Here is an 18,743-nt window from a genome sequence, read left to right on the forward strand (position 1 = left end):
CGCGTTGGGGGAAGGTTCACAGGGCTCAATTCTCAATGGAAATTATGCGCCTAACCGGCTCAGTTCCGCGTGCAAACCAACAGACGGCAGCTAAGATTGCTCAAGGTTACGCACCCTGAAGAGCTGTTGCCGAAACCCGGCACTGGATACAACCCATTCTGGACGGTCTTCACCACTTAGGAAAAGCCGCAAGGTATCTCGGTGTCGTGTTATGGCGACATAGGTGAGCGGCGCATCCATAGTACGTGAGAACAGCACATAGGCGCGGTCAATCGTGGCGCCCTGCGATTTGTGGATGGTCACCGCATAGCCGTGATCGAAGTTGCGATAGCGCTGCGGATCAAAAGTAACGCGACGCGGCGTGCCGTCATCGCTGTCAAGAAGAACGCTGACATGGTCCTGATCCACGGTATCGACGGTGCCGAGCATGCCATTCTTCACACCCATCTCTTTGTCGTTGCGGGTGGCCACCGCTCACATCGTCGCGAAACACCTCGACGACCTCATAGCCTTTCATCGCCGCGTAATCGCGGCAACGGCGTTCCTGACTGGCGAGACCGTGACCGTCTATCCTCTGCTTGGCCGAGCTAACCCTACAATATAAAACGGCTTTTTGTCTCTGAAATGGCGTCATTATCATCGCTTTCTTCGCCCACGCGTTTCCGCCATGCGGCGGAACGTGCGGGTGAGTTCATCTGGGTTGTCATCGGAAACGTCTTCTGGCGACGATGCTATCACGGATAAATCGCCCGTTTCATCTTTCGCGGAAGAGTCGCCCACAGCGCCGCGAACACACTGGAACTGGTTGAGCCACGCGAAGATACGCTCGACGACCCAGCGGTGACGACCGAGCGTCTGGCTCGTTTCGACGCCGCACCTCCCAATACGTGGGATCACGGACCTTGCGCGACATTCGGCACGGCAGCGGCGATGATCATAGGCCTTGTCAGCATGCAGATTGAGCGGGCGTCTGCAGGGTCGTCCGCGCCCATGCCTGACAGCGGGAATGGTGTCCAGTGTGTCGGCAAGCATCATGCTGTCGTGGCGGTTGGCCCCGCTGATGGTCAGGCCGAGGGTCGTGCCGTTGCGGCCGACGACGATGTGGCGTTTCGTGCCCGGCCTGCCGCGGTCCGTCGGGTTCGGGCCGGTGCGGCCCCCCTTTTTTTGGCCGCGACGCTGGCACTGTCAAGACAGGCGCGGCTCCAGTCGAGCCGATCGGCATCAGCCAGACGCTCCAAAAGCACAGGGTGCAGTTTCGCCCAGACGCCGGCGGCCTGCCAGTCGCACAGGCGTCGCCAGCAGGTCATGCCGCAACACCCGAATTCCCGGGGCAGCATTTCCCAAGGGATGCCGGAGCGCAGTACGAACACGATCCCGGCCAAGGCCTTGCGATCATCGCAGCGAGGGCGCCCCGCTTTCGACCGGTGCGGTGGCACGAGTAGCAGAAGGGGCGAAATCACGTCCCAGGGTTCGTTCGGTACAAGAGGTTTGCTCATGCAAACCTGAACGCACCAAACCCCATTTTGTTAGACGATCTTAGTCCCGGTATTTGATGGTGCGGATTGAGTTTAAACCGTTTTGGCTCTGTTGCCCAGATTTTGCAGATGTATTCGTAGGGCGTCAGGCCGCGCAGCGTCTTTAGCCGCCGGCCGTAATTGTAGGCGTCAACGAAGTCATGAAGGTGGGCGGTTAGCTGGGCATGGCTGTCGTAGCGGTAACGTTTGACAGTCGCTTCCTTGATCGTTCGGTTCATTCGCTCGACCTGGCCGTTGGTCCAGGGATGCTTGATTTTGGTGAGCCTGTGCTCGATCCCGTTTTCAAGGCAACGCATGTCGAACATGTGCATCATGTAAGTGGCAGTCGGCCCATCGGCGTAACGCGGCGGGAACGTGAACTGGATGCCACTGTCGGTCAGGACGGTGTGGATTTTGTAAGGCACCGCCGAAATCAGCGCGACCAGAAAGGCGGACGCCGATGTCCTGCCTGTTTTGGTGACCAACTGGACGAAGGCGAACTTGCTGGTCCGGTCTATCGCTAAGTAAAGATAGAGGTTGCCTTCGGCCGTGCGTACTTCGGCGATGTCGATGTGGAAGTACCCAATAGGGTATGTCTTGAACTTTTTCTTCGGTTCCTTGTCCCCTGTCACTTCTGGCAATCGGCTGATCTCATGCCGTTGTAAGCATCGATGTAGGGACGAGCGGGTCAAATGCCGGATCGTAGCCTGCAGGGCGTAGAGGCAGTCATCCAACGGCAGCAGCGTGTGTCGGCGGAAGGCAACGACGATCGCCTCTTCTTCAATTGAAAGTGTTGTCGAGTGCGCGTCTTTCGGACCGGTTGGCAGGTCCTTCACAGCTGTGCGCCGCTTCCACTTAGCTACGGTCTTCTGCTTGATCCCATAGCGTTTCGCCAGAACCCTCAGGCTCTCTTGACTATGTTGTATCGCTCGACAGACTGCTTCTGTCGTGCGGGCGCTCCCGTGTAGAATTTGACCCATAGCGCATCCCCCCATTCCTGGCTGAACAATGCACCATCAAATACCGGGACTAAACAACGAGGGTGCACCGCCGCTGACCTTGTTCAAGGCGACGTCGCTGTCGAGCGGGCCAGACTTTTCGGCCGGGATCACCCGTCCGACGTCGGGGGTCAGAATCTCAGGCTGCGGGACAGGGCGAGCGAGTCCTCCGCGAGGACACGGACATGGGTGCGCATCGCTTCCGAAGCGGAAGCGCCGTCCCGGTCGAGGATCGCTTCGTAGACGGCCTCGTGCTCCCGGATCGCCGTTTCCGTCCGGCCCGGGCGAAAGGTGATGAAACGGCGGTAGGGCGAGAGGCGCTTGTTCAGAAGCTCGATCTGGTCCCAGAGAACCTGATTGTGCGCCGCCCGCTTGATGGCGTCGTGGAAGTCGCCGTTGGTGCGATAGTATTTTTCCGGATCGAAGGCCGAGGCCGCCTCCAGGCAGGCGCGGTGGGCCTCGACGATCATGCGCTGGTCGAGCGCCTCCATGCGCTCGCAGGCAAGGCGCGCCGCGATGCCCTCCATTTCCGCGACCACCTCGAAGAGGTCCATCACCTCGCCCACGGTCGGCCGCGCCACGATGGCGCCGACACGCGGCTCGAACTGGACCAGCCCCTTGGCGGCAAGCACCCGCAGCGCCTCGCGCACCGGCGTGCGCGACACAGCATAACGGTTGCCGAGCGCGACCTCGTCGAGCTTCTCCCCCGGCGACAGGTGGCCCTCGACGATCTGCGTCTCGAGATCGGCGCTGATGTCCCGGCCGAGCGCTCCCGCCGTCTTCTTCATCGACCGTTCCGTCTCCGGCGATGGTCCGCGCAGGCTTGCGGGCTTCATGGGGCACTCCCGATTCTGATGTTTTTATGAGCTTGCATTCGACATGCAAAATAGTTAGGCTTTCATGTATACACGATGAATGCATTCAGTATGCCTGAATTTCCGATCGTTTCAATCGCCCTGACATCCGCCGGGGTGCCACCCAAAGAGAAAGTGACCATGCCGTTCAAGCCTTCGCTTTCCCTCAAGGACCCCCAGCATTTCCCGTTGCATGTGGGCGGCGAATGGCGTGACGGCGCGGGCGGACGGCGCGATGTGGCAAGTCCCGCGACCCGGGCTCCGCTCGGCACGGTCAGCGAGGCGACGGCGGCGGACGTTGCCTCCGCCTGCGCCCTTGCCGCGGAAAGCTTCCCCGCCTGGGCAGCGAGCGACAGCGGGGACCGGGCGCGTCTCCTGCGCCGCCTCGGCGAAATTATCGGAAACCGCATCGGCCCGCTTGCCGAGCTCGAATCGGCCGTCACCGGCCGCCCCATTCGCGAAATGAAGGCCCAGATGGGTCGCATCCCGGAATGGCTCGACTATTTCGCCGGCATCGCGCTCGGCCTCGAAGGCGAGTCGAACCGGGTCAAGGGCGGTTTCCTCACCTATACCCACTATCGCCCCTATGGCGTCTGCGCCCTGCTGACGCCGTGGAACCACCCGGTGCTGATCCTGGTGAAGAAGCTCGCGGCGGCACTCGCGGCGGGCAACACGCTGGTGATCAAGCCCTCGGAGCTCGCGCCGGTCTCGCCGCTGATCATCGCCGACTGGGCGACCGAGGCGGGTTTTCCGAAGGGGGTCGTCAATGTGGTCACCGGCGGTGCGGCAGCCGGCGCGGCGCTGGTCGCCGATCCGCATGTGGCGCGCATCGACCTGACCGGCGGTACGGCGACGGGCCGCCGCGTGGCGGCCGCCGCCGCCGAACGGCTCGTGCCCTGCACGCTGGAGCTCGGCGGCAAGACGCCGGTGGTGATCTTCGAGGATTCGGCCTGCGAGGAGGCGGTGGCCGGGGCGCTGTTTTCCGCCTTCGTCGCCTCCGGCCAGACCTGCGTCTCCGGCTCGCGCTTCCTCGTGCAGGAATCGATCTACGCGCCGTTCGTCGAGGCCCTGGCCGGCCGGGTGCGCCAGCTCGCCCTCGGCGATCCCGCCGTCATGGCGACGGATGTCGGGCCGGTCATTTCGGCGGCGTCCCGCGATCGCTGCATGGCCTTCATCGAGGAGGCGAAGGCCGAGGGCGCGCGCCTCGTCTGCGGCGGCGTTCCGCCGTCGCTGCCGGCCGGGCTCGCCGACGGCTTCTTCGTTCCCCCGACCGTCTTTGCCGACGTCACCCCGGCGATGCGGCTCTTCCGCGAGGAGGTCTTCGGGCCGGTCATCAGCGTCACGCCGTTCCGCGACGAGGCCCACGCCCTGGACCTCGCCAATGATTCCGAATTCGCGCTCGGCGCCTCGATCTGGAGCCGCGACGTGCTGCGCGCCCACCGCGTGGCCGCGAAGATCCGCGCCGGCGTCACCTGGATCAACGACCACCACAAGAACGATCCGCGCTCGATCTGGGGCGGGTTCGGCGCGAGCGGCTACGGCAAGGAGAACGGCTGGGACGCGCTGAAGAGCTATCTCGTCAAGAGCAGCGTCGTCGTGCGCACCGACGAGCAGTTCAGCGACTGGTTCGGGGGAGGCCATCGCTATGGCTGAGGTCTCGCCGCCCGGAGGTCCTGCGCGCGAGACGCTCGTGCGCGTCGAGGCGCTGGAGCTCGTCTATGCCGCGCGGGGCGCGACGCCGGTCCACGCGCTTTCGGATATCCATGTCACCGTCGGCAAGGGCGACTTCATCTCGCTGATCGGCCCGTCCGGCTGCGGCAAGAGCACCCTGCTGCGCATCATCGGCGACCTGCTGTCGCCGACGTCGGGTAAGGTGTCGATCGGCGCGCGGGCGCCGCGCGAGGCGCGGCTCAACCGCGATATCGGCTTCGTCTTCCAGGAGGCGGCCCTTCTGGAATGGCGCCGCATCCGCGACAACATCGCGCTGCCGCTCGAACTGAGGGGGGCGGGCAAGACGGAGCGGCTCGCCAAGGCGGACGCGCTGATGCAGCTCGTCGGCCTCGACGGCTTCCAGGATGCCTGGCCGCGACAGCTCTCGGGCGGCATGCGCCAGCGCGCCGCGATCGCGCGGGCGCTGTCGACCGACCCCAGCATCCTGCTGCTCGACGAGCCGTTCGGCGCGCTCGACCAGATCACCCGCGATCGTCTGAACATGGAGCTCGCGCGCATCCACGAGGTGACCGGCATCACCGTGGTGCTCGTCACCCATTCGATCCGCGAGGCCGTGCTGCTGTCGGACCGGATCGTGGTGATGACGCCGCGCCCCGGCCGCGTGTCGCGGCTGATCGACGTGACCCTGCCGCGCCCGCGCGGGCTGGACGTGCGCAACGATCCGCGGTTCGACGCGCTCGTGCGGCTCGGCAACGCCGAACTGGAGAAGGGGTATCATGACACCTAGGTTCCGGCAGCGCTTCTTCGTTCCCGACGGCGCCTTCGACCAGATCTGGCCGCCGGCGGTCACCTTCCTCGTGATGATCGCCGCATGGGAAGGGCTGACGCGCGGCTTCGACATTCCGGTCTACGTGCTGCCCTCGCCGGCAAGCATCTGGCTGGCGCTCGCCAACAATCCCTGGACGCTGTTCGGCCATGCCGGCATCACGCTCTACGAGGCGGTGGTCGGTTCGCTGATCGGATCGCTGATGGGCGCCCTGCTCGGCACGGTCTTCGCCTATTCGAAGATCGTCGCGCGCGGCATCCTGCCCTATGTGATCGCCGCCAACACCATTCCCGTCGTCGCCGTCGCGCCGATCATCATCATCTGGTTCGGCCACGGGCTGGGGGCGAAGATTGCGGTCACCGCCTTCCTCTCCTTCTTCCCGCTGGCGCTCAACATGATGAAGGGCCTGCAGTCCTACGACCGGACGGTGATGGACGTATTCCACATCGCCGCCGCGACCGGGCCGCAGCGCTTCTTCAAGATGCGCCTGCCGAGCGCGCTTCCCTACATCTTCGTCGGCCTGAAGCTCAACGTCACCTTTTCCGTGATCGGCGCGATCGTCGCGGAGTTCGTCCAGGCCGACAAGGGCCTCGGCTTCGTCATCATGACCTCCTACCGCACGCTCGCCATGCCGCGCCTGTGGGCGGCCATGCTGCTGTCGGCGCTGCTCGGCATCGTTTTCTTTGCATTGGTGGCGATCCTGGAGCGCCTCCTCGTGCCCTGGCACGCCTCCGTCCAGGACAGTCGGTGAAAACAACAATGGGGAACCGAAGATGAAAACGCTGATCCGGGCGCTGGTCGCCTCCGTGGCGCTGGCCGCCTCCGCCCTGCCGTCGCTGGCCGAAACCCTGCGCCTCGAATGGGTGATGCAGGGCCAGTTCGCCGGCCCGATCCTCGCCTTCGACAAGGGCTACTACAAGGAGGCCGGCGTCGATCTCGAACTGCTGCCGGCCGGCCCCGACATCAAGCCCTCGGTCACGGTCGCGACCGGCGCCGACACGTTCGGCATCGGCCATCCGAACCAGGTGATCTCCGCCCGCGCCAACGGCGCCAAGCTGGTGATGATCAGCCAGCACGGCCAGAAGAGCGCCACCACCTACATCGCCCGCAAGGACACCGGCATCACCTCGATCAAGGACATGCCGGGCCACAGCGTCGGCCTCTGGTTCGGCGGCGACGAGCAGGAATTCCTCGCCATGCTCGCCAATGCCGGCATCGATCCGTCACAGGTCAAGATCATCAGCCAGGGCTTCGACATCATCTCCTGGCTGAACAAGGACTACGAGGTGATGCAGGTCACCCTCTATAACGAGCTGCAGCAGGTCTATCGCAACGGCTACAAGAAGGACGACCTCGTCTTCCTCGATCCGCCGGAAGAGGCCTCGATCGTCAGCGGCGGCCTGTTCACCACGCAGGAGACGATCGACAGCAATCCGAAGGCGGTGCAGGCGGTCGTCGACGCGACGCTGCGCGGCTGGAAGGAGGCGCTCGCCGATCCGGAAGCGGCCGCGAAGATCGTGATGAAATACAACAGCGAGCTGAAGCTCGAGGAGCAGGTCGACCAGATCAAGGCGATGGGCGACCTGTTCTGCGCCGGTCCGACGCTGGAGAACGCCTTCGGCAAGTCCGAGCTGAAGAACTACGAGGTCGCGCAGAAGATCCTGATCGACGCGAAGCTGATCGACCAGACGATCGACCTCGCGCCCGCCTTCACCAACGCGTTCTGGGAGAAGGCGCCGGCCGAGTACAAGTCGATCGACTGCGCGCAGTGACCGCCCGGACGGCGGGGCGTTCGCGCCCCGCCGTCACCGTCCTTCATCCCGATCAGGCCATTCCCATCAGGCAGGCAGCCATGACGACCACCGTGCGAATCCGCCTTCTCTGGCACAAGCAGGCCCAGTTCGCGGGCTATCTCCTGGCGGAACGGCTGGGGCTCGCCCGCAGGCACGGCGTCGAGATCGTCTGCGAGGGCCTCGATTTCAGCCTGAAGCATGTCGCAGCCGTGCTGGCGGGCGCAACGCAGATGGCGGTGGCGAGCCCGTCGCACATCCTCGAAAGCGCCCGGCCGGACGACCTGCGCTTCGTGCTCGCCATCCAGCAGGAAAGCCCGCTCGTCTATCCCGCCCGCAAGGCCGACGGCATCCGGCAGCTCGCCGACCTTTCCGGGCGGAAGGTCGGCGTCTGGCCGGGCCACGAGGACCTCGAATTCCGCTGGATGCTCGCGCGTGCCGGCGTTTCGCCCGACGCGGTCACCCGCATCGAGATGCCCGACACGGTCGGCCCCTTCCTCGCCGGCGACACCGCCTCGGCGCAGATGACGAACTACCACGAACTCCACGTCGTCGAGGCGGCGCTCGGTCATGACGGGCTGACGCTCTTCTCCGCCGCCGATGTCGGCGCCTCGCTGCTGAAGGACGGGCTGGTCGTCGATCGTAGGCTGACCGAACGCGACCCCCAGGTCGTGCAGGCGGTCGTCGATGCGGTGCTGGAGGGATGGACGATCGCGTTTCGCGAACCGGAACGGGCGGTCGAGGCCTGCGTCGCCGCACGGCCCGACATGACCGCCGGCGACCAGCGCCGCCAGCTCGCCGACATCCGGGCACTCGCCTTGCGGGGGGCGACGCTGACGCACGGGCTCGGCTATCCGGATCCCGCCCATGTGACGCGGGCGGCCGAGGCGCTGCGCGCCGTCGAGGGCAAGGCCGTGGTCCATCACGCGACGGCGGACCCGCGCTTCTGGCAGGCCGCGCCCGAGGCATTCCGTCCCAGGAGCTTTTCGTGAGCGAGGCGCTTCCCGGCACGGCGGATGTGGTGGTGGTCGGCGGCGGCGTGGTCGGCGCCGCGGTCGCGCGGCAGCTCGCGAAGGACGGCCTCGACACGGTGCTGGTCGAGGCGCGCGCCTTCGGCGGCGCCGTCAGCGGCGCGAGCCTCGCCTGCCTCGGCACCCACATGCACAATCTCGAGGAACTGCCGGTCCTCGTCGAGGCCTGTGCCCTGTGGGCGGGGATCGCGGACGAGCTCGGCAATCCGTTCGAATACAGTCGCAGCGGCCAGCTGCGCTTCATCCTGCGCGAGGCGGACCTGGCCGTGGCCCGGCGCTGGATCGACGGCGAACGCGCCTTCGGCCTGCCGCCGCAACTGCTGACGCCGCGCGAGGTGCGCGAGATCGAGCCGCTGCTGACCGGGCCGATCCATGCCGCGAGCTGGTCGCCGGGCGACGCGACGGTCAATCCCTTCCTCGCCGTGCGCGCGCTGCTTTCCGACGGGCGCCGCGTCGGGCTGCGCGCATTTCCCGCCACCGAGGCGCTGGGCCTGCTCACGAGTGGCGATCGCGTCACCGGGATCCGGACCGGACGCGGAACGATCGCGGCCGGCCATGTCGTGCTCGCGGCCGGCCCCTGGGCCGCCAAGGCGGCGCAGACCGCCGGCATCAGCCTGCCGATCGTGCCGCGCCAGGCGCAATGCCTCGCCTCGGTCCGCCAGCCGCCGTCGACGATCCGCACGGTCGTCGGGGCCTGCGAGACGGCGGGCGGCGTCGAGAGCGGCTATACCCAGATCCAGCAGGCCGGAAGCGGCCAGATCCTCTTCAACACGGTGACGGCCGCGACCGAGACGCCGATCGAGGCGCGGGACCGGATCAACGAGGTGCCGCGCCGCTTCGTCCAGGATTCGATCCGCACGCTGAGCATGCTGTTTCCGAGCCTGGCCGGGATCCCGATGCTGCGCTCCTGGGTGCGCTTCGAGGCGGTGACGCCCGACGACCGTTTCCTCGCCGGCCGCCTGCCGCGCCACGGCCTCCTGATCGCCGCCGGCGACAACGGCACCGGCTTCTGCCGCGCCCCCTTTCTCGGCGGGCTGATCAGCCGGCTGGTCCGCGGCGCCGCGCCGGCGGAAGGCGACGCGCTCTACGATCCCGCGCGCTTTCCGGAGCTTGCGGCATGAGCGCGCCCGTGTCCTTTTCCATCAATGGCGCGCCGGCCTCGGCGCCGCCGGGGGTGACGCTCGGCAGCGTGCTGCATGCGCGCGGCGCGGTGCTGCGCTTGAGCCCGGCAAAGGCCGCCCCGCGCGGCCTCTATTGCGGCATGGGCGTCTGCTTCGAATGCGTCGTCACCGTGGACGGCCAGAGGGTGCGGGCCTGCGTGACGACGGTGCGCGACGGCATGGCGGTGGAGGTCGGCCGATGAGCGACGCGTTGCTCGCCTGCGACGTGCTCGTCGTCGGCATGGGTCCCGCGGGCCTTGCGGCCGCGATCGCCGCGCGCGAAAACGGCGCCGAGGTCGTCTGTCTCGACCTCCACCCGCGCGCCGGCGGGCAATATGCGATGCAGCCCGCCTCGGCGGAAAGCCCCTTCCAGGACGCGCCGCAGGTGGTCGCGGGCCGGGCGGCCGAAGCGCGGTGCCGGGCGCTCGGCGTCCGCCTCGTCAACGACGCGGAGGTCTTCTGGGCCGAGCCCGGCTATACGGTCTATGCCCGTCAGGGAGAGGGCGCCCTGACGATCCGCGCGACCGCCGTCGTCGCGGCGAGCGGCGCGATGGAGCGACCGATCCCGTTCAAGGGGTGGACGCTGCCGGGCGTCATGGCGGCCGGCGCGGCGCAGCGGCTGATCAAGGCGAACGGCACCCCTCCGGGCCGCAAGGTCGTGCTGGCCGGCTCCGGGCCCTTCCTCCTCGCCGTCGCCGACACTTTCGCCAAGGCGGGGCTCGGCCTTTCGGCCTATGTCGAGCGCCGCCGGCCCGATCCGGGCTTTCTCGGGCCCTTCCTCCACCATCCCGGCCGGATCGGCGAGGCGCTCGGCTTGCTGCGCGGACTGGGCCGCACGCGGGCCCGGCGGCATTTCGGCCATGTCGTCGTCGAGGCGATGGGAGAGAGCCGTGTCGAGGCGGTGCGGATCGCGCCGGTCGGCGCCGACGGCATGCCGGTTCTCGACCGGGCCTTCCGCCTCAACGACGTCGACACGCTCTGCATCGGCTACGGCTTCCAGCCGGTGATCGACCTGACGGCCCTGTTGAAGGCGCGTCACGATTTCGACGCCACGCTCGGCGGCTGGCACTGCGTGGTCGACCCGCAGACCCAGGCGACCGACATCCCCGGCCTCTTCGCCGCCGGCGAGACGACGGGGCTCGGCGGCGCGCTTCCGGCGCGGCTCAGCGGCCGGCTGGCCGGCCTCGCCGCGGCGGAAGCCGCCGGACGGCCCGTGCCCGCCGCGCAACGGATGGGCGAGGCGCGCGCGCTTACGAGGGCGCGCGCCTTCGCCGCCCGCCTCGCTGCCCTCTTTCCCTTCCCGGCGGACCTCGCCGACAGCCTGCCGCGCGACGAGGTGGTGTGCCGCTGCGAGGATGTCGCCCTGTCGTCGATCGACGCGGCGATCGACGACGGCGCCACCGACCTCTTCTCCGTGAAGATGTGGACGCGCGCCGGCATGGGCCCGTGCCAGGGCCGCATCTGCGGCTCGGCGCTGGCGCGGATCGTCACCTCGCGCTGCGGCGGCACGCCGGAAGCCGCCGGATACAACCGTCCGCACATGCCGCTGCGGCCCGTGCCCCTGTCGATCGTCGACAGGGCGCTCGACCTTGCCGCCGACGCGGACGAAAGCGCCGCGAAACCGGGAGAGACCGCGTGACCAGACCTATTCCAAGCACCGCCCGCCACTATGCGTTCCGCCTCGTTCCCGGCACCGACGTTCTCGATGCCCTGCAGGGCTTCGTGCGCGACAACGACCTCAGGGCGGTGGCGATCGTCACGGTCGTCGGCAGCCTGACGGACGCGGTGATCCGCTATGCCAACCAGCCGGACGGCACGCCGTCCAGGGGCCATTTCGAGATCGTGTCGATGGTCGGCACGGTCGAGCCCACCGGCGCCCATGTCCACCTGTCGCTGTCGGACGGGACAGGCCGCATGTTCGGCGGCCACATGCTTCCCGGCTGCCGCGTCTACACGACCGCCGAGATCGTCGTCGCGCATCTGGAGGACCTCGCCTTCACGCGGGTTGCCTGCGCGCTTTCCGGATATGACGAGCTTGCCGTCCAAGCCATCGAATAATCACGACAAAAGGGGAATGAACATGAGATTCGACACGCGTACCCTCGTCCTGATGGCCATCGCCATCGTCATCAACATCGTGGTCGGGCAGATCGCCGTCTGGGTGAAGCTGCCGCTTTACGTCGATGCCGTCGGCACCGTCCTCGTCGCCATCCTCGCCGGCCCGCTCGCCGGCGCCGTCACCGGCGTGCTCACCAACGTCATCTGGGGCCTCGTCTCCGATCCGACGGCCATGGCCTTCTTCCCGGTCTCGCTGGTCATCGGCCTCGTCGCCGGCTATCTCGCCAAGATCGGCTGGTTCCGCTCGATCGGCATGACGGTCGTCTCCGGCGTGGTGATCGCGGTCTTCTCCACCATCGTCGCCGTTCCGATCATCGTCTACATGTTCGGCGGCGTCACCGGCGCCGGCACCGATTTCGCCACCACCTTCCTGATCTCCGTCGGCCAGGAATTCCTGAACTCGGTCGCCGTCGCCAATCTGACGACGAACCTCGCCGACAAGATCCTCACCTGCGTCATCGCCTGGGTGATCGCGAGCCGCATGCCGAACCGCTTCACCGCGAGCTTCCCCTTCTACCAGAAGGCCGCCTGACCATGATCGGACAGACAGGCCCGGGCGCCGGACACGCCCTTCTCTACGTGCCCGGCGACAGCTTCATTCACCGGATCAATCCGTTGACCAAGCTGGTCGGGCTTGTCTGGCTGGCCGCGACGAGCTTCATGCTGCCGCCCTCCGGCACGGCCGCCATCTTCGTCGCGACCTTCTCCTTCGGCATCCTCGCCGGCGCCGGAAAGGCCTTCGTCAAGCGCCTCGCGCTGACCGTGCTGCCCTTCGCGGCCTTCCTCTTCATCATCCACGGCGTCCTGATCGAGCGCCATGACAGCATCGACCACGGCCTGGTCTCGGTGAGCCCGGAGGGGCTTGCCTACATGCTGCGCATCGTCGCCCGGGTGGCGGCGCTGCTCGCCGCGTCGATGCTGTTCGTCACCACCACCCATCCGGCGGTCCTGCTGAAATCGCTCGACAGCCACGGCGTGCCGCCGGGCATCGCCTATCTCATCGCCAGCCCGCTGCTGCTGCTCGAACCCTTCTCGGCGCGCGCCCGGGCGATCCGCGACGCGCAGCAGGCGCGCGGCCTCGACCTCGACGGCAGCTGGATGATGCGGGCAAAGGCGTTTCCGGCGCTGCTCATCCCGCTCGTCACGCTGGCCCTTGCCGATCTCGACCATCGCGCCTCCGTGCTCGACGGGCGCGCCTTCCGCGCCAGGCCCTTCCGGATCGTCCTCGACGCGCCGGCCGACAGGCCGGCGGAACCCTGGATCCGCCGGCTGCTGCTCGCCGCCATCCCCCTCCAGATCGGGATCGCGGCATGGCTCTGATCGAGATCGACGACCTCGTCTTCGCCTATGGCCGCGGCCCGGCCGTGCTCGCCGGCCTCTCCCTTTCGATCGCCGCCGGCGAGCGCATCGCCATCCTCGGCGGCAACGGCTCGGGAAAGACGACGCTCGCCCAGTGGATCGCCGGCTGGCTGCCGCGCCCCGGCATGGCGGCGACCGGCGGCCGGCTGACGGCGGAGGGCAGGCCCTGGGGCGAATGGAGCGCGCTGGAGCGCGCCGAGGCGGTCCAGTTCGTCGGCCAGATCCCCTCCCAGCAGCTGTCGGGCTTCGCCTTCACCGTCTATGACGAGCTCGTCTTCGGGCCGGGCAATCTGGGGCTTCAGCCCGACGAGATCCGCCGGCGCGCCGCCGACGCGATCGCCGTCTGCAATCTCGCCCACCTCGTCGACCGCGATCCCTTCACCCTCTCGGGCGGCGAGCAGCAGCGGCTGTCGATCGCCGCCGCGCTGGTGATGCATCCGCGCGTGCTCGTCCTCGACGAGCCGACCGGCAATTTCGATCCGGAAGCGCGCGACGCCCTTCTCGACCAGCTGAACAGGCTGCCGGCAGGGATGACCGTGGTGCTCTGCGACATCGCGCTGAAACCGGCGCTTGCGGTCGCCCGGCGCTTCGTCCTGCTCGACGGCGGCCGGATCCTTGTCGACGGCACGGCGCGGGACGTGCTCGCGCATCCGCGCACGGTTGAGATCTTCGGCGCGCCGGCGGTCACAGAGGCGGCGCTCGCGCTTCGGGCGGCGGGACGCTGGCCCGAGACCCACCCCTTGCCGCTGACGCTCGCCGAGGCCGAGGCCGCTTTCCGGAGGATCGCCCATGTTGACGGTTGACGGCGTCGCATTCCGCTACGGCGACGGCGCCGAGGTTCTGAGCGACGTCGGCTTTTCCGCGCAGGGCGGCGAGATCGTCGCCCTCGTCGGCCGCAACGGCGCCGGCAAGAGCACGCTGCTGCGCCTGCTCAACGGCCTACGCAAGCCGACGCGCGGCACGGTCATGGTCGACGGCAAGAACACGAAGGACACGCCGGTCCATCTCATCTCGCGCTCGATCGGCACGATCTTCCAGACGCCGGAACAGCAGATGTTCAACGCCACCGTGCGCGACGAGGTGATGTTCGGGCCGAAGACCCTGCCGATCTCGCCCGCGGAGCGCGATGCCCGCGTCGACCGCGCGCTCGAGCGGACAGGGCTCGTCGCCCATCAGGCGACCCATCCGCTCGATCTCGACCAGGCACGGCGCCGCTTCGTCGCGATCGCCTCGGTGCTGGCGAGCGAGACGCCCGTCCTGCTCTTCGACGAACCGCAGCGCGGGCTCGACGCGAGCGGCAAGCGGCTGCTCGAGACCATCCTGCGCGCGGAACAGAAGGCCGGCCGCTGCATCGTGCTCGTCTGCCACGAGATGGACTTCGTGGCGAAGCTCGCCACCCGCGTCATCGCGCTTTCCGGCGGACGGCTTTCCGCCGACACGACGCCCGTCGATTTCTTCACCGCGCCGGCGCGGGTCGAGGAGGCGAGCGTCGAGGTGCCGGACATCCTCGCCCTGTCGCTCTCGCTCGGCCTGCCGCCCAGCCTGACGCCCGCAGCCTTCGCCGACGCCTGGCTTGCCCGGCCCAGCCCCAGGACATGACCCATGAGACTGATCATCGATACCGACACCGCAGGCGACGACGCCTTTTCCATCCTTCTCGCGCTGAAGTCGCCGGGCGTGACGCTGGAGGCAATCACGATCTGCAACGGCAATGTCGCCTTCGACCAGCAGGTCGAGAACGCGCTCTACACGCTCGAGGTCGCCGGCTTTTCCGGCAAGGTGCCCGTCTATCCCGGCTGCCCGCTGCCGCTCCTGCGCAAGCAGGTCGACGCCACCGAATTCTTCGGCGTCGACGGCATGAGCGACGCGCGCTTCCCGAAGGCGGCGCAGCGGCCGGAGGCCAAGCACGCCGTCGACGCGATCATCGACCTCGTCATGTCGAACCCGGGCGAGATCGACATCGTCGCCCAGGCGCCGCTGACCAACATCGCCACCGCCTATGCCAAGGAACCGCGCATCGTGAAGGCGCTGCGCCATCTCTGGATCATGGGCGGCACCGACAATGCGCTGGGCAACACGACGCCGGCCTCCGAGTTCAATTTCTACGTCGATCCGGAAGCGGCGAAGATGGTCGTCAATGCCGGTTTCCGGCAGACGCTCTCGACCTGGACGCTGACGATGAATTCGGGAATCCTGCCGGGCGAGGCGCTCGACCGGATCGCGGCGATGGACACGCCGCTCTCCCGCTTCTTCATGACGGTGAGCCAGGCGCCGTTCGCCCGCACGAAGGTGCGCTACGGGTCGCCGCTCAGCACCCATCCGGATTCGCTCACCTGCGCCTGCGCCATCGACGAAAGCCTGATCCTCGAGGCGGCGGACTGCCTCGTCGACGTCGAGACCGGCAGCAGGCTCACCCGCGCCTATTCCAGCATCTGCGTTCCGCTCAGCGAGGACGAGGCGAAGATCGACAAGCTCTGGCCGGCCGGCGCGCCCAATTGCCGCGTGATCCGCAAGGCCGACACGGCCCGCTTCGCCGAACGGCTGATCGCCGCCCTCGGCGCCTGACATCCAGACATCATGCCGCAACCGACGGCCCACAGGAGACTGCAATGAATCTCGATCTCGACGGCAAGACAGCCCTGATCACCGGCGCCTCGAAGGGCATAGGCCTGGCGCTTGCCCATGTGATGGCGAAGGAAGGCTGCCACCTGCATCTCGCCGCCCGCAACGGCGAGGCGATGCTGGCGGCCAAGGCCGAGATCGAGGCCGCGCATGGCGTGTCGGTCACCGTCCATGCGCTCGATCTCTCCAGCACGGAGGCGATGGAGACGCTTGCCGCCGACACCGGCGAGATCGACATCCTGGTCAACAATGCCGGCGACATTCCCGCCGGCTCGCTGGAGATCGTCGACGACGCGGCCTGGCGCCGCGGTTTCGACCTGAAGGTCTTCGGCTACATCACCCTCGCCCGCGCCTTCTACCGGCGCATGAAGGGCAAGGACGGCGTCATCCTCAACGTCATCGGCAATTCGGGCGAGAACTGGGATGCGAGCTACATCGCCGGCTCGACCGGCAATGCGGCGCTGATGTCGTTCACCAAGGCGCTCGGCGGGGCGAGCCTCAACGACGGCATCCGCGTCGTCGGCGTCAATCCCGGGCCCGTCGCCACCGACCGGATGCTGAAGATCATGAAGCGCAAGGCGATCGACATGCTGGGCGACGAGGGCCGGTGGGAGGAACTCTTCGACAAGTATCCCGGCAAGCGGCCCGCCACCGCCGACGAAGTCGCCGATCTCTGCGCCTTCCTCGCCTCGCCGCGCGCCGGCTACATCACCGGCACGATCGTCACCATCGACGGCGGCATCGCGTCGCGCGGTTCGGTCATCTGAAGGAGCGGCGGCGATGAGCAGCGCGAACACCCGCAACGCCTATTTCGACGAGCTCTTTTCCACAGAGGGCCTGCTCTGGATGGGACAGAACACCAACCACATTCCGGCCCATCCCGCCGTCAAGGCCGCGATGATCGCCTCGATCGAGGCGTCGGAATTCAATGCCTACGCGCCGCCGCTCGGCTTCGAGGCGCTGCGCGCCGCGATCGTCGCCGATCTCGGCGTGACGGGCGTCGAGGCGGTGGTGACGGAAGGCGGCGTCAACGCGCTCGCCACGGTCTGCCGCGCCCGCTGCCGGCCCGGCACCACGCTGGTCACCACCGACCCGACCTGGAAATGGCCCGGCCTCTTCGCCCGCCAGCAGGGCGCCGAGGTGATCGAGCTGCCGATCTACGATGCCGCCGCCGGCTACAAGCTGACGCCCGAGGCGCTGGACCGGGCCGTCGACGGGCGCACGGCGATCATCTACATCGTCGATCCCAACAATCCGCTCGGCATCTGCTACACGAGGGCCGAGATCGAGGCCTTCTCGGCGATCGCCCGCAAGGCCGGCGCGCTCCTCGTCCATGACTGCACCTACCGCGATTTCGCCGACGGCCATTATCCGGCGCTAAAGGCCTCGACGGAGAACACCGTCGTCACCATGAGCTTCTCGAAATGGCTCGGCCTTGCCGGCCTGCGCATCGGCGCCTTCGTCGCCGCTCCCGCCCTCGCCGCCGAGATCGCCGGCTTCTCGATGGGCGTGCTTGGCGGCAGCGTCATCGCCCAGCGCGCCGCGCTTGCCGGGCTTTCCGTCAAGGCGGAGTGGATGCGCGAGGTGCGGCGCATCAACCGCGCCAACCAGGAGAAGATCAAGGCCGCCGTCGAGGCGCTCGGCTTCGCCGTCGCCGTCTATCCCTCGAACGGCAACTTCCTGGTCATCGAGACGCTCGACGCCGGCGTGCGGCCGGAAGCGCTGGTCGCGGCCTGCAAGGCCGAGGGCATCATGATCCGCCAGGGCACCTACCACACCGAACGTTTCGGCGACCGCTTCATCAAGGTCTCGACCACGGTGCCGGAAGCCTGGGCCGAGACCTTCTGCGCGAAGCTGCCGGCGCTGGTTTCGACCGCGCGCACGCTCAACCATGTCGACTCGCAATTCTGAGGAAGCGGCCATGCGGATCAAGACCAGCGACGGCCTCGGCCTCCATGTCGAGGAGGCCGGCAGCGGGCTGCCGATCCTCTTCATCCACGAGTTCGGCGGCAACCACGAAAGCTGGGAGCCGCAGATGCGGTTCTTCGCCCGCCGCTACCGCTGCATCAGCTATGCGGCGCGCGGCTATCCGCCCTCGGACGTCCCCGCCGGCATCGACGCCTATTCGCAGCGCATCGCCGTCGACGACGCGCTTTCCGTCCTCGACGCGCTCGGCATCGGCAAGGCCCATGTCGTCGGCCTGTCGATGGGCGGCTTCGCGACGGTGCATTTCGGCCTGGCCGCGCCGGAACGGGCGCTTTCGCTGACGGTCGCGGGGGCGGGCTACGGCTGTGAAAAGGAATTCGAGGATTACTTCCGCACCGTCTCGCTGGAAGTGGCCGACAATTTCGAGACGAAGGGCGCGCGGGAATTTTCGAAGATCTATGCGCTCGGCGCCAGCCGCGTGCAGTTCCAGAACAAGGATCCGCGCGGCTGGCGGGAATTCGCCGACCGCCTCGCCACCCATTCCGATCTTGGCGCCGCCATGACCATGCGCGGCGTGCAGGCCCGTCGCCCGTCCTTCTACGATCTGGAGGACGGCCTGAAAGCGATGGACGTGCCGACGCTGGTGATCGTCGGCGACGAGGACGACCATTGCCTGCAGCCGGGCATCTTCCTGAAAAAGACCATTCCGGCCTGCGGTCTCTCGGTGTTTCCGAAGACCGGCCACACGCTGAACCTGGAGGAGCCAGACCGCTTCAACGGGCTCCTGGCGGAATTCTTCGCGGAGGTCGAGGCTGGCAAGTGGCTGAAGCGTGATCCGCGCGCGCTGCCCGGCCAGATCATGCGAACGACGTAA

The 18,743-nt window shown here is 67.6% G+C and carries 21 protein-coding genes and 1 pseudogene; 17 read left to right on the forward strand and 5 right to left on the reverse strand.

Translation table 11 applies throughout. From position 1 onward, the window contains the following. Positions 1-90: 90 nt before the first annotated feature. The 5 genes and pseudogenes from ACEVQ6_RS18235 to ACEVQ6_RS18255 all read right to left on the reverse strand — a co-directional run bounded on the left by ACEVQ6_RS18235 (position 91) and on the right by ACEVQ6_RS18255 (position 3,348). The gene (locus tag ACEVQ6_RS18235; RefSeq protein WP_374890473.1) at positions 91-471 is read right to left on the reverse strand and encodes a hypothetical protein; all 381 of its coding nucleotides are present in this window, start codon (positions 469-471) and stop codon (positions 91-93) included. Continuing rightward, complete coding sequence (locus ACEVQ6_RS18240) at positions 377-640, reverse strand: recombinase family protein (protein WP_374890474.1); 264 nt, start codon at positions 638-640, stop codon at positions 377-379. Before ACEVQ6_RS18240 ends, ACEVQ6_RS18235 begins: the two co-directional genes overlap by 95 nt. A gap of 155 nt (positions 641-795) precedes the next feature. Then, positions 796-1,496, reverse strand: a pseudogene (locus tag ACEVQ6_RS18245) (IS5 family transposase); the annotation flags it as partial. Beyond that, positions 1,493-2,494: an IS481 family transposase gene (locus ACEVQ6_RS18250; protein WP_374890475.1), complete on the reverse strand. Its 1,002-nt coding sequence runs from the start codon at positions 2,492-2,494 to the stop codon at positions 1,493-1,495. The pseudogene ACEVQ6_RS18245 and the gene ACEVQ6_RS18250, both read right to left, overlap by 4 nt. Positions 2,495-2,643: 149 nt before the next feature. Further along, positions 2,644-3,348 (reverse strand): GntR family transcriptional regulator, encoded by a 705-nt coding sequence (locus ACEVQ6_RS18255; RefSeq protein WP_374890476.1) that lies wholly within the window; start codon positions 3,346-3,348, stop codon positions 2,644-2,646. 159 nt (positions 3,349-3,507) lie between these two features. Here ACEVQ6_RS18255 and ACEVQ6_RS18260 point away from each other — a divergent pair, with 159 nt between their 5' ends. From ACEVQ6_RS18260 to ACEVQ6_RS18340, 17 genes are all read left to right on the forward strand, one after another. Next, positions 3,508-5,019, forward strand: coding sequence for an aldehyde dehydrogenase family protein (locus ACEVQ6_RS18260; RefSeq protein ID WP_374890477.1), 1,512 nt, complete (start codon positions 3,508-3,510; stop codon positions 5,017-5,019). After that, positions 5,012-5,824, forward strand: coding sequence for an ABC transporter ATP-binding protein (locus tag ACEVQ6_RS18265; protein ID WP_374890478.1), 813 nt, complete (start codon positions 5,012-5,014; stop codon positions 5,822-5,824). Before ACEVQ6_RS18260 ends, ACEVQ6_RS18265 begins: the two co-directional genes overlap by 8 nt. Next, positions 5,814-6,614, forward strand: a complete 801-nt coding sequence (locus ACEVQ6_RS18270) for an ABC transporter permease (RefSeq protein ID WP_374890479.1) — start codon at positions 5,814-5,816, stop codon at positions 6,612-6,614. The genes ACEVQ6_RS18265 and ACEVQ6_RS18270 overlap by 11 nt, the downstream gene beginning before the upstream one ends. 22 nt (positions 6,615-6,636) lie before the next feature. Next, entirely contained in the window at positions 6,637-7,635 is a 999-nt protein-coding gene (locus tag ACEVQ6_RS18275) for an ABC transporter substrate-binding protein (RefSeq protein WP_374890480.1), read from the forward strand. Between the two features lie 80 nt (positions 7,636-7,715). Further along, entirely contained in the window at positions 7,716-8,645 is a 930-nt protein-coding gene (locus ACEVQ6_RS18280) for an ABC transporter substrate-binding protein (protein WP_374890481.1), read from the forward strand. Further along, entirely contained in the window at positions 8,642-9,805 is a 1,164-nt protein-coding gene (locus ACEVQ6_RS18285) for an NAD(P)/FAD-dependent oxidoreductase (RefSeq protein ID WP_374890482.1), read from the forward strand. The genes ACEVQ6_RS18280 and ACEVQ6_RS18285 overlap by 4 nt, the downstream gene beginning before the upstream one ends. After that, positions 9,802-10,047: a (2Fe-2S)-binding protein gene (locus ACEVQ6_RS18290; protein ID WP_374890483.1), complete on the forward strand. Its 246-nt coding sequence runs from the start codon at positions 9,802-9,804 to the stop codon at positions 10,045-10,047. The genes ACEVQ6_RS18285 and ACEVQ6_RS18290 overlap by 4 nt, the downstream gene beginning before the upstream one ends. After that, complete coding sequence (locus tag ACEVQ6_RS18295) at positions 10,044-11,483, forward strand: FAD-dependent oxidoreductase (RefSeq protein ID WP_374890484.1); 1,440 nt, start codon at positions 10,044-10,046, stop codon at positions 11,481-11,483. The genes ACEVQ6_RS18290 and ACEVQ6_RS18295 overlap by 4 nt, the downstream gene beginning before the upstream one ends. Then, positions 11,480-11,902 (forward strand): PPC domain-containing DNA-binding protein, encoded by a 423-nt coding sequence (locus ACEVQ6_RS18300; protein ID WP_374890485.1) that lies wholly within the window; start codon positions 11,480-11,482, stop codon positions 11,900-11,902. Before ACEVQ6_RS18295 ends, ACEVQ6_RS18300 begins: the two co-directional genes overlap by 4 nt. Before the next feature lie 22 nt (positions 11,903-11,924). Next, the gene (locus tag ACEVQ6_RS18305) at positions 11,925-12,494 is read left to right on the forward strand and encodes an ECF transporter S component (protein ID WP_374890486.1); all 570 of its coding nucleotides are present in this window, start codon (positions 11,925-11,927) and stop codon (positions 12,492-12,494) included. Between the two features lie 2 nt (positions 12,495-12,496). Then, positions 12,497-13,282 carry an energy-coupling factor transporter transmembrane component T family protein gene (locus tag ACEVQ6_RS18310; protein ID WP_374890487.1) on the forward strand — a complete coding sequence of 262 codons (786 nt, stop codon included), beginning with the start codon at positions 12,497-12,499 and terminating at the stop codon, positions 13,280-13,282. After that, the gene (locus tag ACEVQ6_RS18315; RefSeq protein ID WP_374890488.1) at positions 13,273-14,124 is read left to right on the forward strand and encodes an energy-coupling factor ABC transporter ATP-binding protein; all 852 of its coding nucleotides are present in this window, start codon (positions 13,273-13,275) and stop codon (positions 14,122-14,124) included. Before ACEVQ6_RS18310 ends, ACEVQ6_RS18315 begins: the two co-directional genes overlap by 10 nt. Beyond that, entirely contained in the window at positions 14,111-14,920 is an 810-nt protein-coding gene (locus tag ACEVQ6_RS18320) for an energy-coupling factor ABC transporter ATP-binding protein (RefSeq protein WP_374890489.1), read from the forward strand. Before ACEVQ6_RS18315 ends, ACEVQ6_RS18320 begins: the two co-directional genes overlap by 14 nt. A gap of 3 nt (positions 14,921-14,923) precedes the next feature. After that, a complete protein-coding gene (locus ACEVQ6_RS18325) occupies positions 14,924-15,886 on the forward strand; it encodes a nucleoside hydrolase (RefSeq protein WP_374890490.1) in 963 nt (320 codons plus the stop codon). Positions 15,887-15,930: 44 nt separating this feature from the next. Further along, positions 15,931-16,710 carry an SDR family oxidoreductase gene (locus ACEVQ6_RS18330; protein ID WP_374890491.1) on the forward strand — a complete coding sequence of 260 codons (780 nt, stop codon included), beginning with the start codon at positions 15,931-15,933 and terminating at the stop codon, positions 16,708-16,710. A gap of 13 nt (positions 16,711-16,723) precedes the next feature. Continuing rightward, positions 16,724-17,854 carry a pyridoxal phosphate-dependent aminotransferase gene (locus ACEVQ6_RS18335; RefSeq protein ID WP_374890492.1) on the forward strand — a complete coding sequence of 377 codons (1,131 nt, stop codon included), beginning with the start codon at positions 16,724-16,726 and terminating at the stop codon, positions 17,852-17,854. A 10-nt stretch (positions 17,855-17,864) separates the two neighbouring features. Beyond that, positions 17,865-18,743, forward strand: a complete 879-nt coding sequence (locus tag ACEVQ6_RS18340) for an alpha/beta fold hydrolase (RefSeq protein WP_374890493.1) — start codon at positions 17,865-17,867, stop codon at positions 18,741-18,743.

Source organism: Ensifer soli (genome assembly GCF_041928815.1).
Lineage (GTDB): Bacteria > Pseudomonadota > Alphaproteobacteria > Rhizobiales > Rhizobiaceae > JBHFEI01.

Excerpts from the sequence above, each read along its gene's own strand:
- ACEVQ6_RS18260 (WP_374890477.1), top strand. The coding sequence starts at position 3,508 with ATGCCGTTCAAGCCTTCGCTTTCCCTCAAGGACCCCCAGCATTTCCCG.
- ACEVQ6_RS18340 (WP_374890493.1), top strand. The coding sequence starts at position 17,865 with ATGCGGATCAAGACCAGCGACGGCCTCGGCCTCCATGTCGAGGAGGCC.
- ACEVQ6_RS18320 (WP_374890489.1), top strand. The coding sequence starts at position 14,111 with ATGTTGACGGTTGACGGCGTCGCATTCCGCTACGGCGACGGCGCCGAG.
- ACEVQ6_RS18275 (WP_374890480.1), top strand. The coding sequence starts at position 6,637 with ATGAAAACGCTGATCCGGGCGCTGGTCGCCTCCGTGGCGCTGGCCGCC.
- ACEVQ6_RS18330 (WP_374890491.1), top strand. The coding sequence starts at position 15,931 with ATGAATCTCGATCTCGACGGCAAGACAGCCCTGATCACCGGCGCCTCG.
- ACEVQ6_RS18310 (WP_374890487.1), top strand. The coding sequence starts at position 12,497 with ATGATCGGACAGACAGGCCCGGGCGCCGGACACGCCCTTCTCTACGTG.
- ACEVQ6_RS18240 (WP_374890474.1), bottom strand. The coding sequence starts at position 640 with ATGATAATGACGCCATTTCAGAGACAAAAAGCCGTTTTATATTGTAGG.
- ACEVQ6_RS18250 (WP_374890475.1), bottom strand. The coding sequence starts at position 2,494 with ATGGGTCAAATTCTACACGGGAGCGCCCGCACGACAGAAGCAGTCTGT.
- ACEVQ6_RS18255 (WP_374890476.1), bottom strand. The coding sequence starts at position 3,348 with ATGAAGCCCGCAAGCCTGCGCGGACCATCGCCGGAGACGGAACGGTCG.
- ACEVQ6_RS18265 (WP_374890478.1), top strand. The coding sequence starts at position 5,012 with ATGGCTGAGGTCTCGCCGCCCGGAGGTCCTGCGCGCGAGACGCTCGTG.
- ACEVQ6_RS18315 (WP_374890488.1), top strand. The coding sequence starts at position 13,273 with ATGGCTCTGATCGAGATCGACGACCTCGTCTTCGCCTATGGCCGCGGC.
- ACEVQ6_RS18290 (WP_374890483.1), top strand. The coding sequence starts at position 9,802 with ATGAGCGCGCCCGTGTCCTTTTCCATCAATGGCGCGCCGGCCTCGGCG.
- ACEVQ6_RS18295 (WP_374890484.1), top strand. The coding sequence starts at position 10,044 with ATGAGCGACGCGTTGCTCGCCTGCGACGTGCTCGTCGTCGGCATGGGT.
- ACEVQ6_RS18270 (WP_374890479.1), top strand. The coding sequence starts at position 5,814 with ATGACACCTAGGTTCCGGCAGCGCTTCTTCGTTCCCGACGGCGCCTTC.
- ACEVQ6_RS18325 (WP_374890490.1), top strand. The coding sequence starts at position 14,924 with ATGAGACTGATCATCGATACCGACACCGCAGGCGACGACGCCTTTTCC.
- ACEVQ6_RS18280 (WP_374890481.1), top strand. The coding sequence starts at position 7,716 with ATGACGACCACCGTGCGAATCCGCCTTCTCTGGCACAAGCAGGCCCAG.
- ACEVQ6_RS18335 (WP_374890492.1), top strand. The coding sequence starts at position 16,724 with ATGAGCAGCGCGAACACCCGCAACGCCTATTTCGACGAGCTCTTTTCC.
- ACEVQ6_RS18305 (WP_374890486.1), top strand. The coding sequence starts at position 11,925 with ATGAGATTCGACACGCGTACCCTCGTCCTGATGGCCATCGCCATCGTC.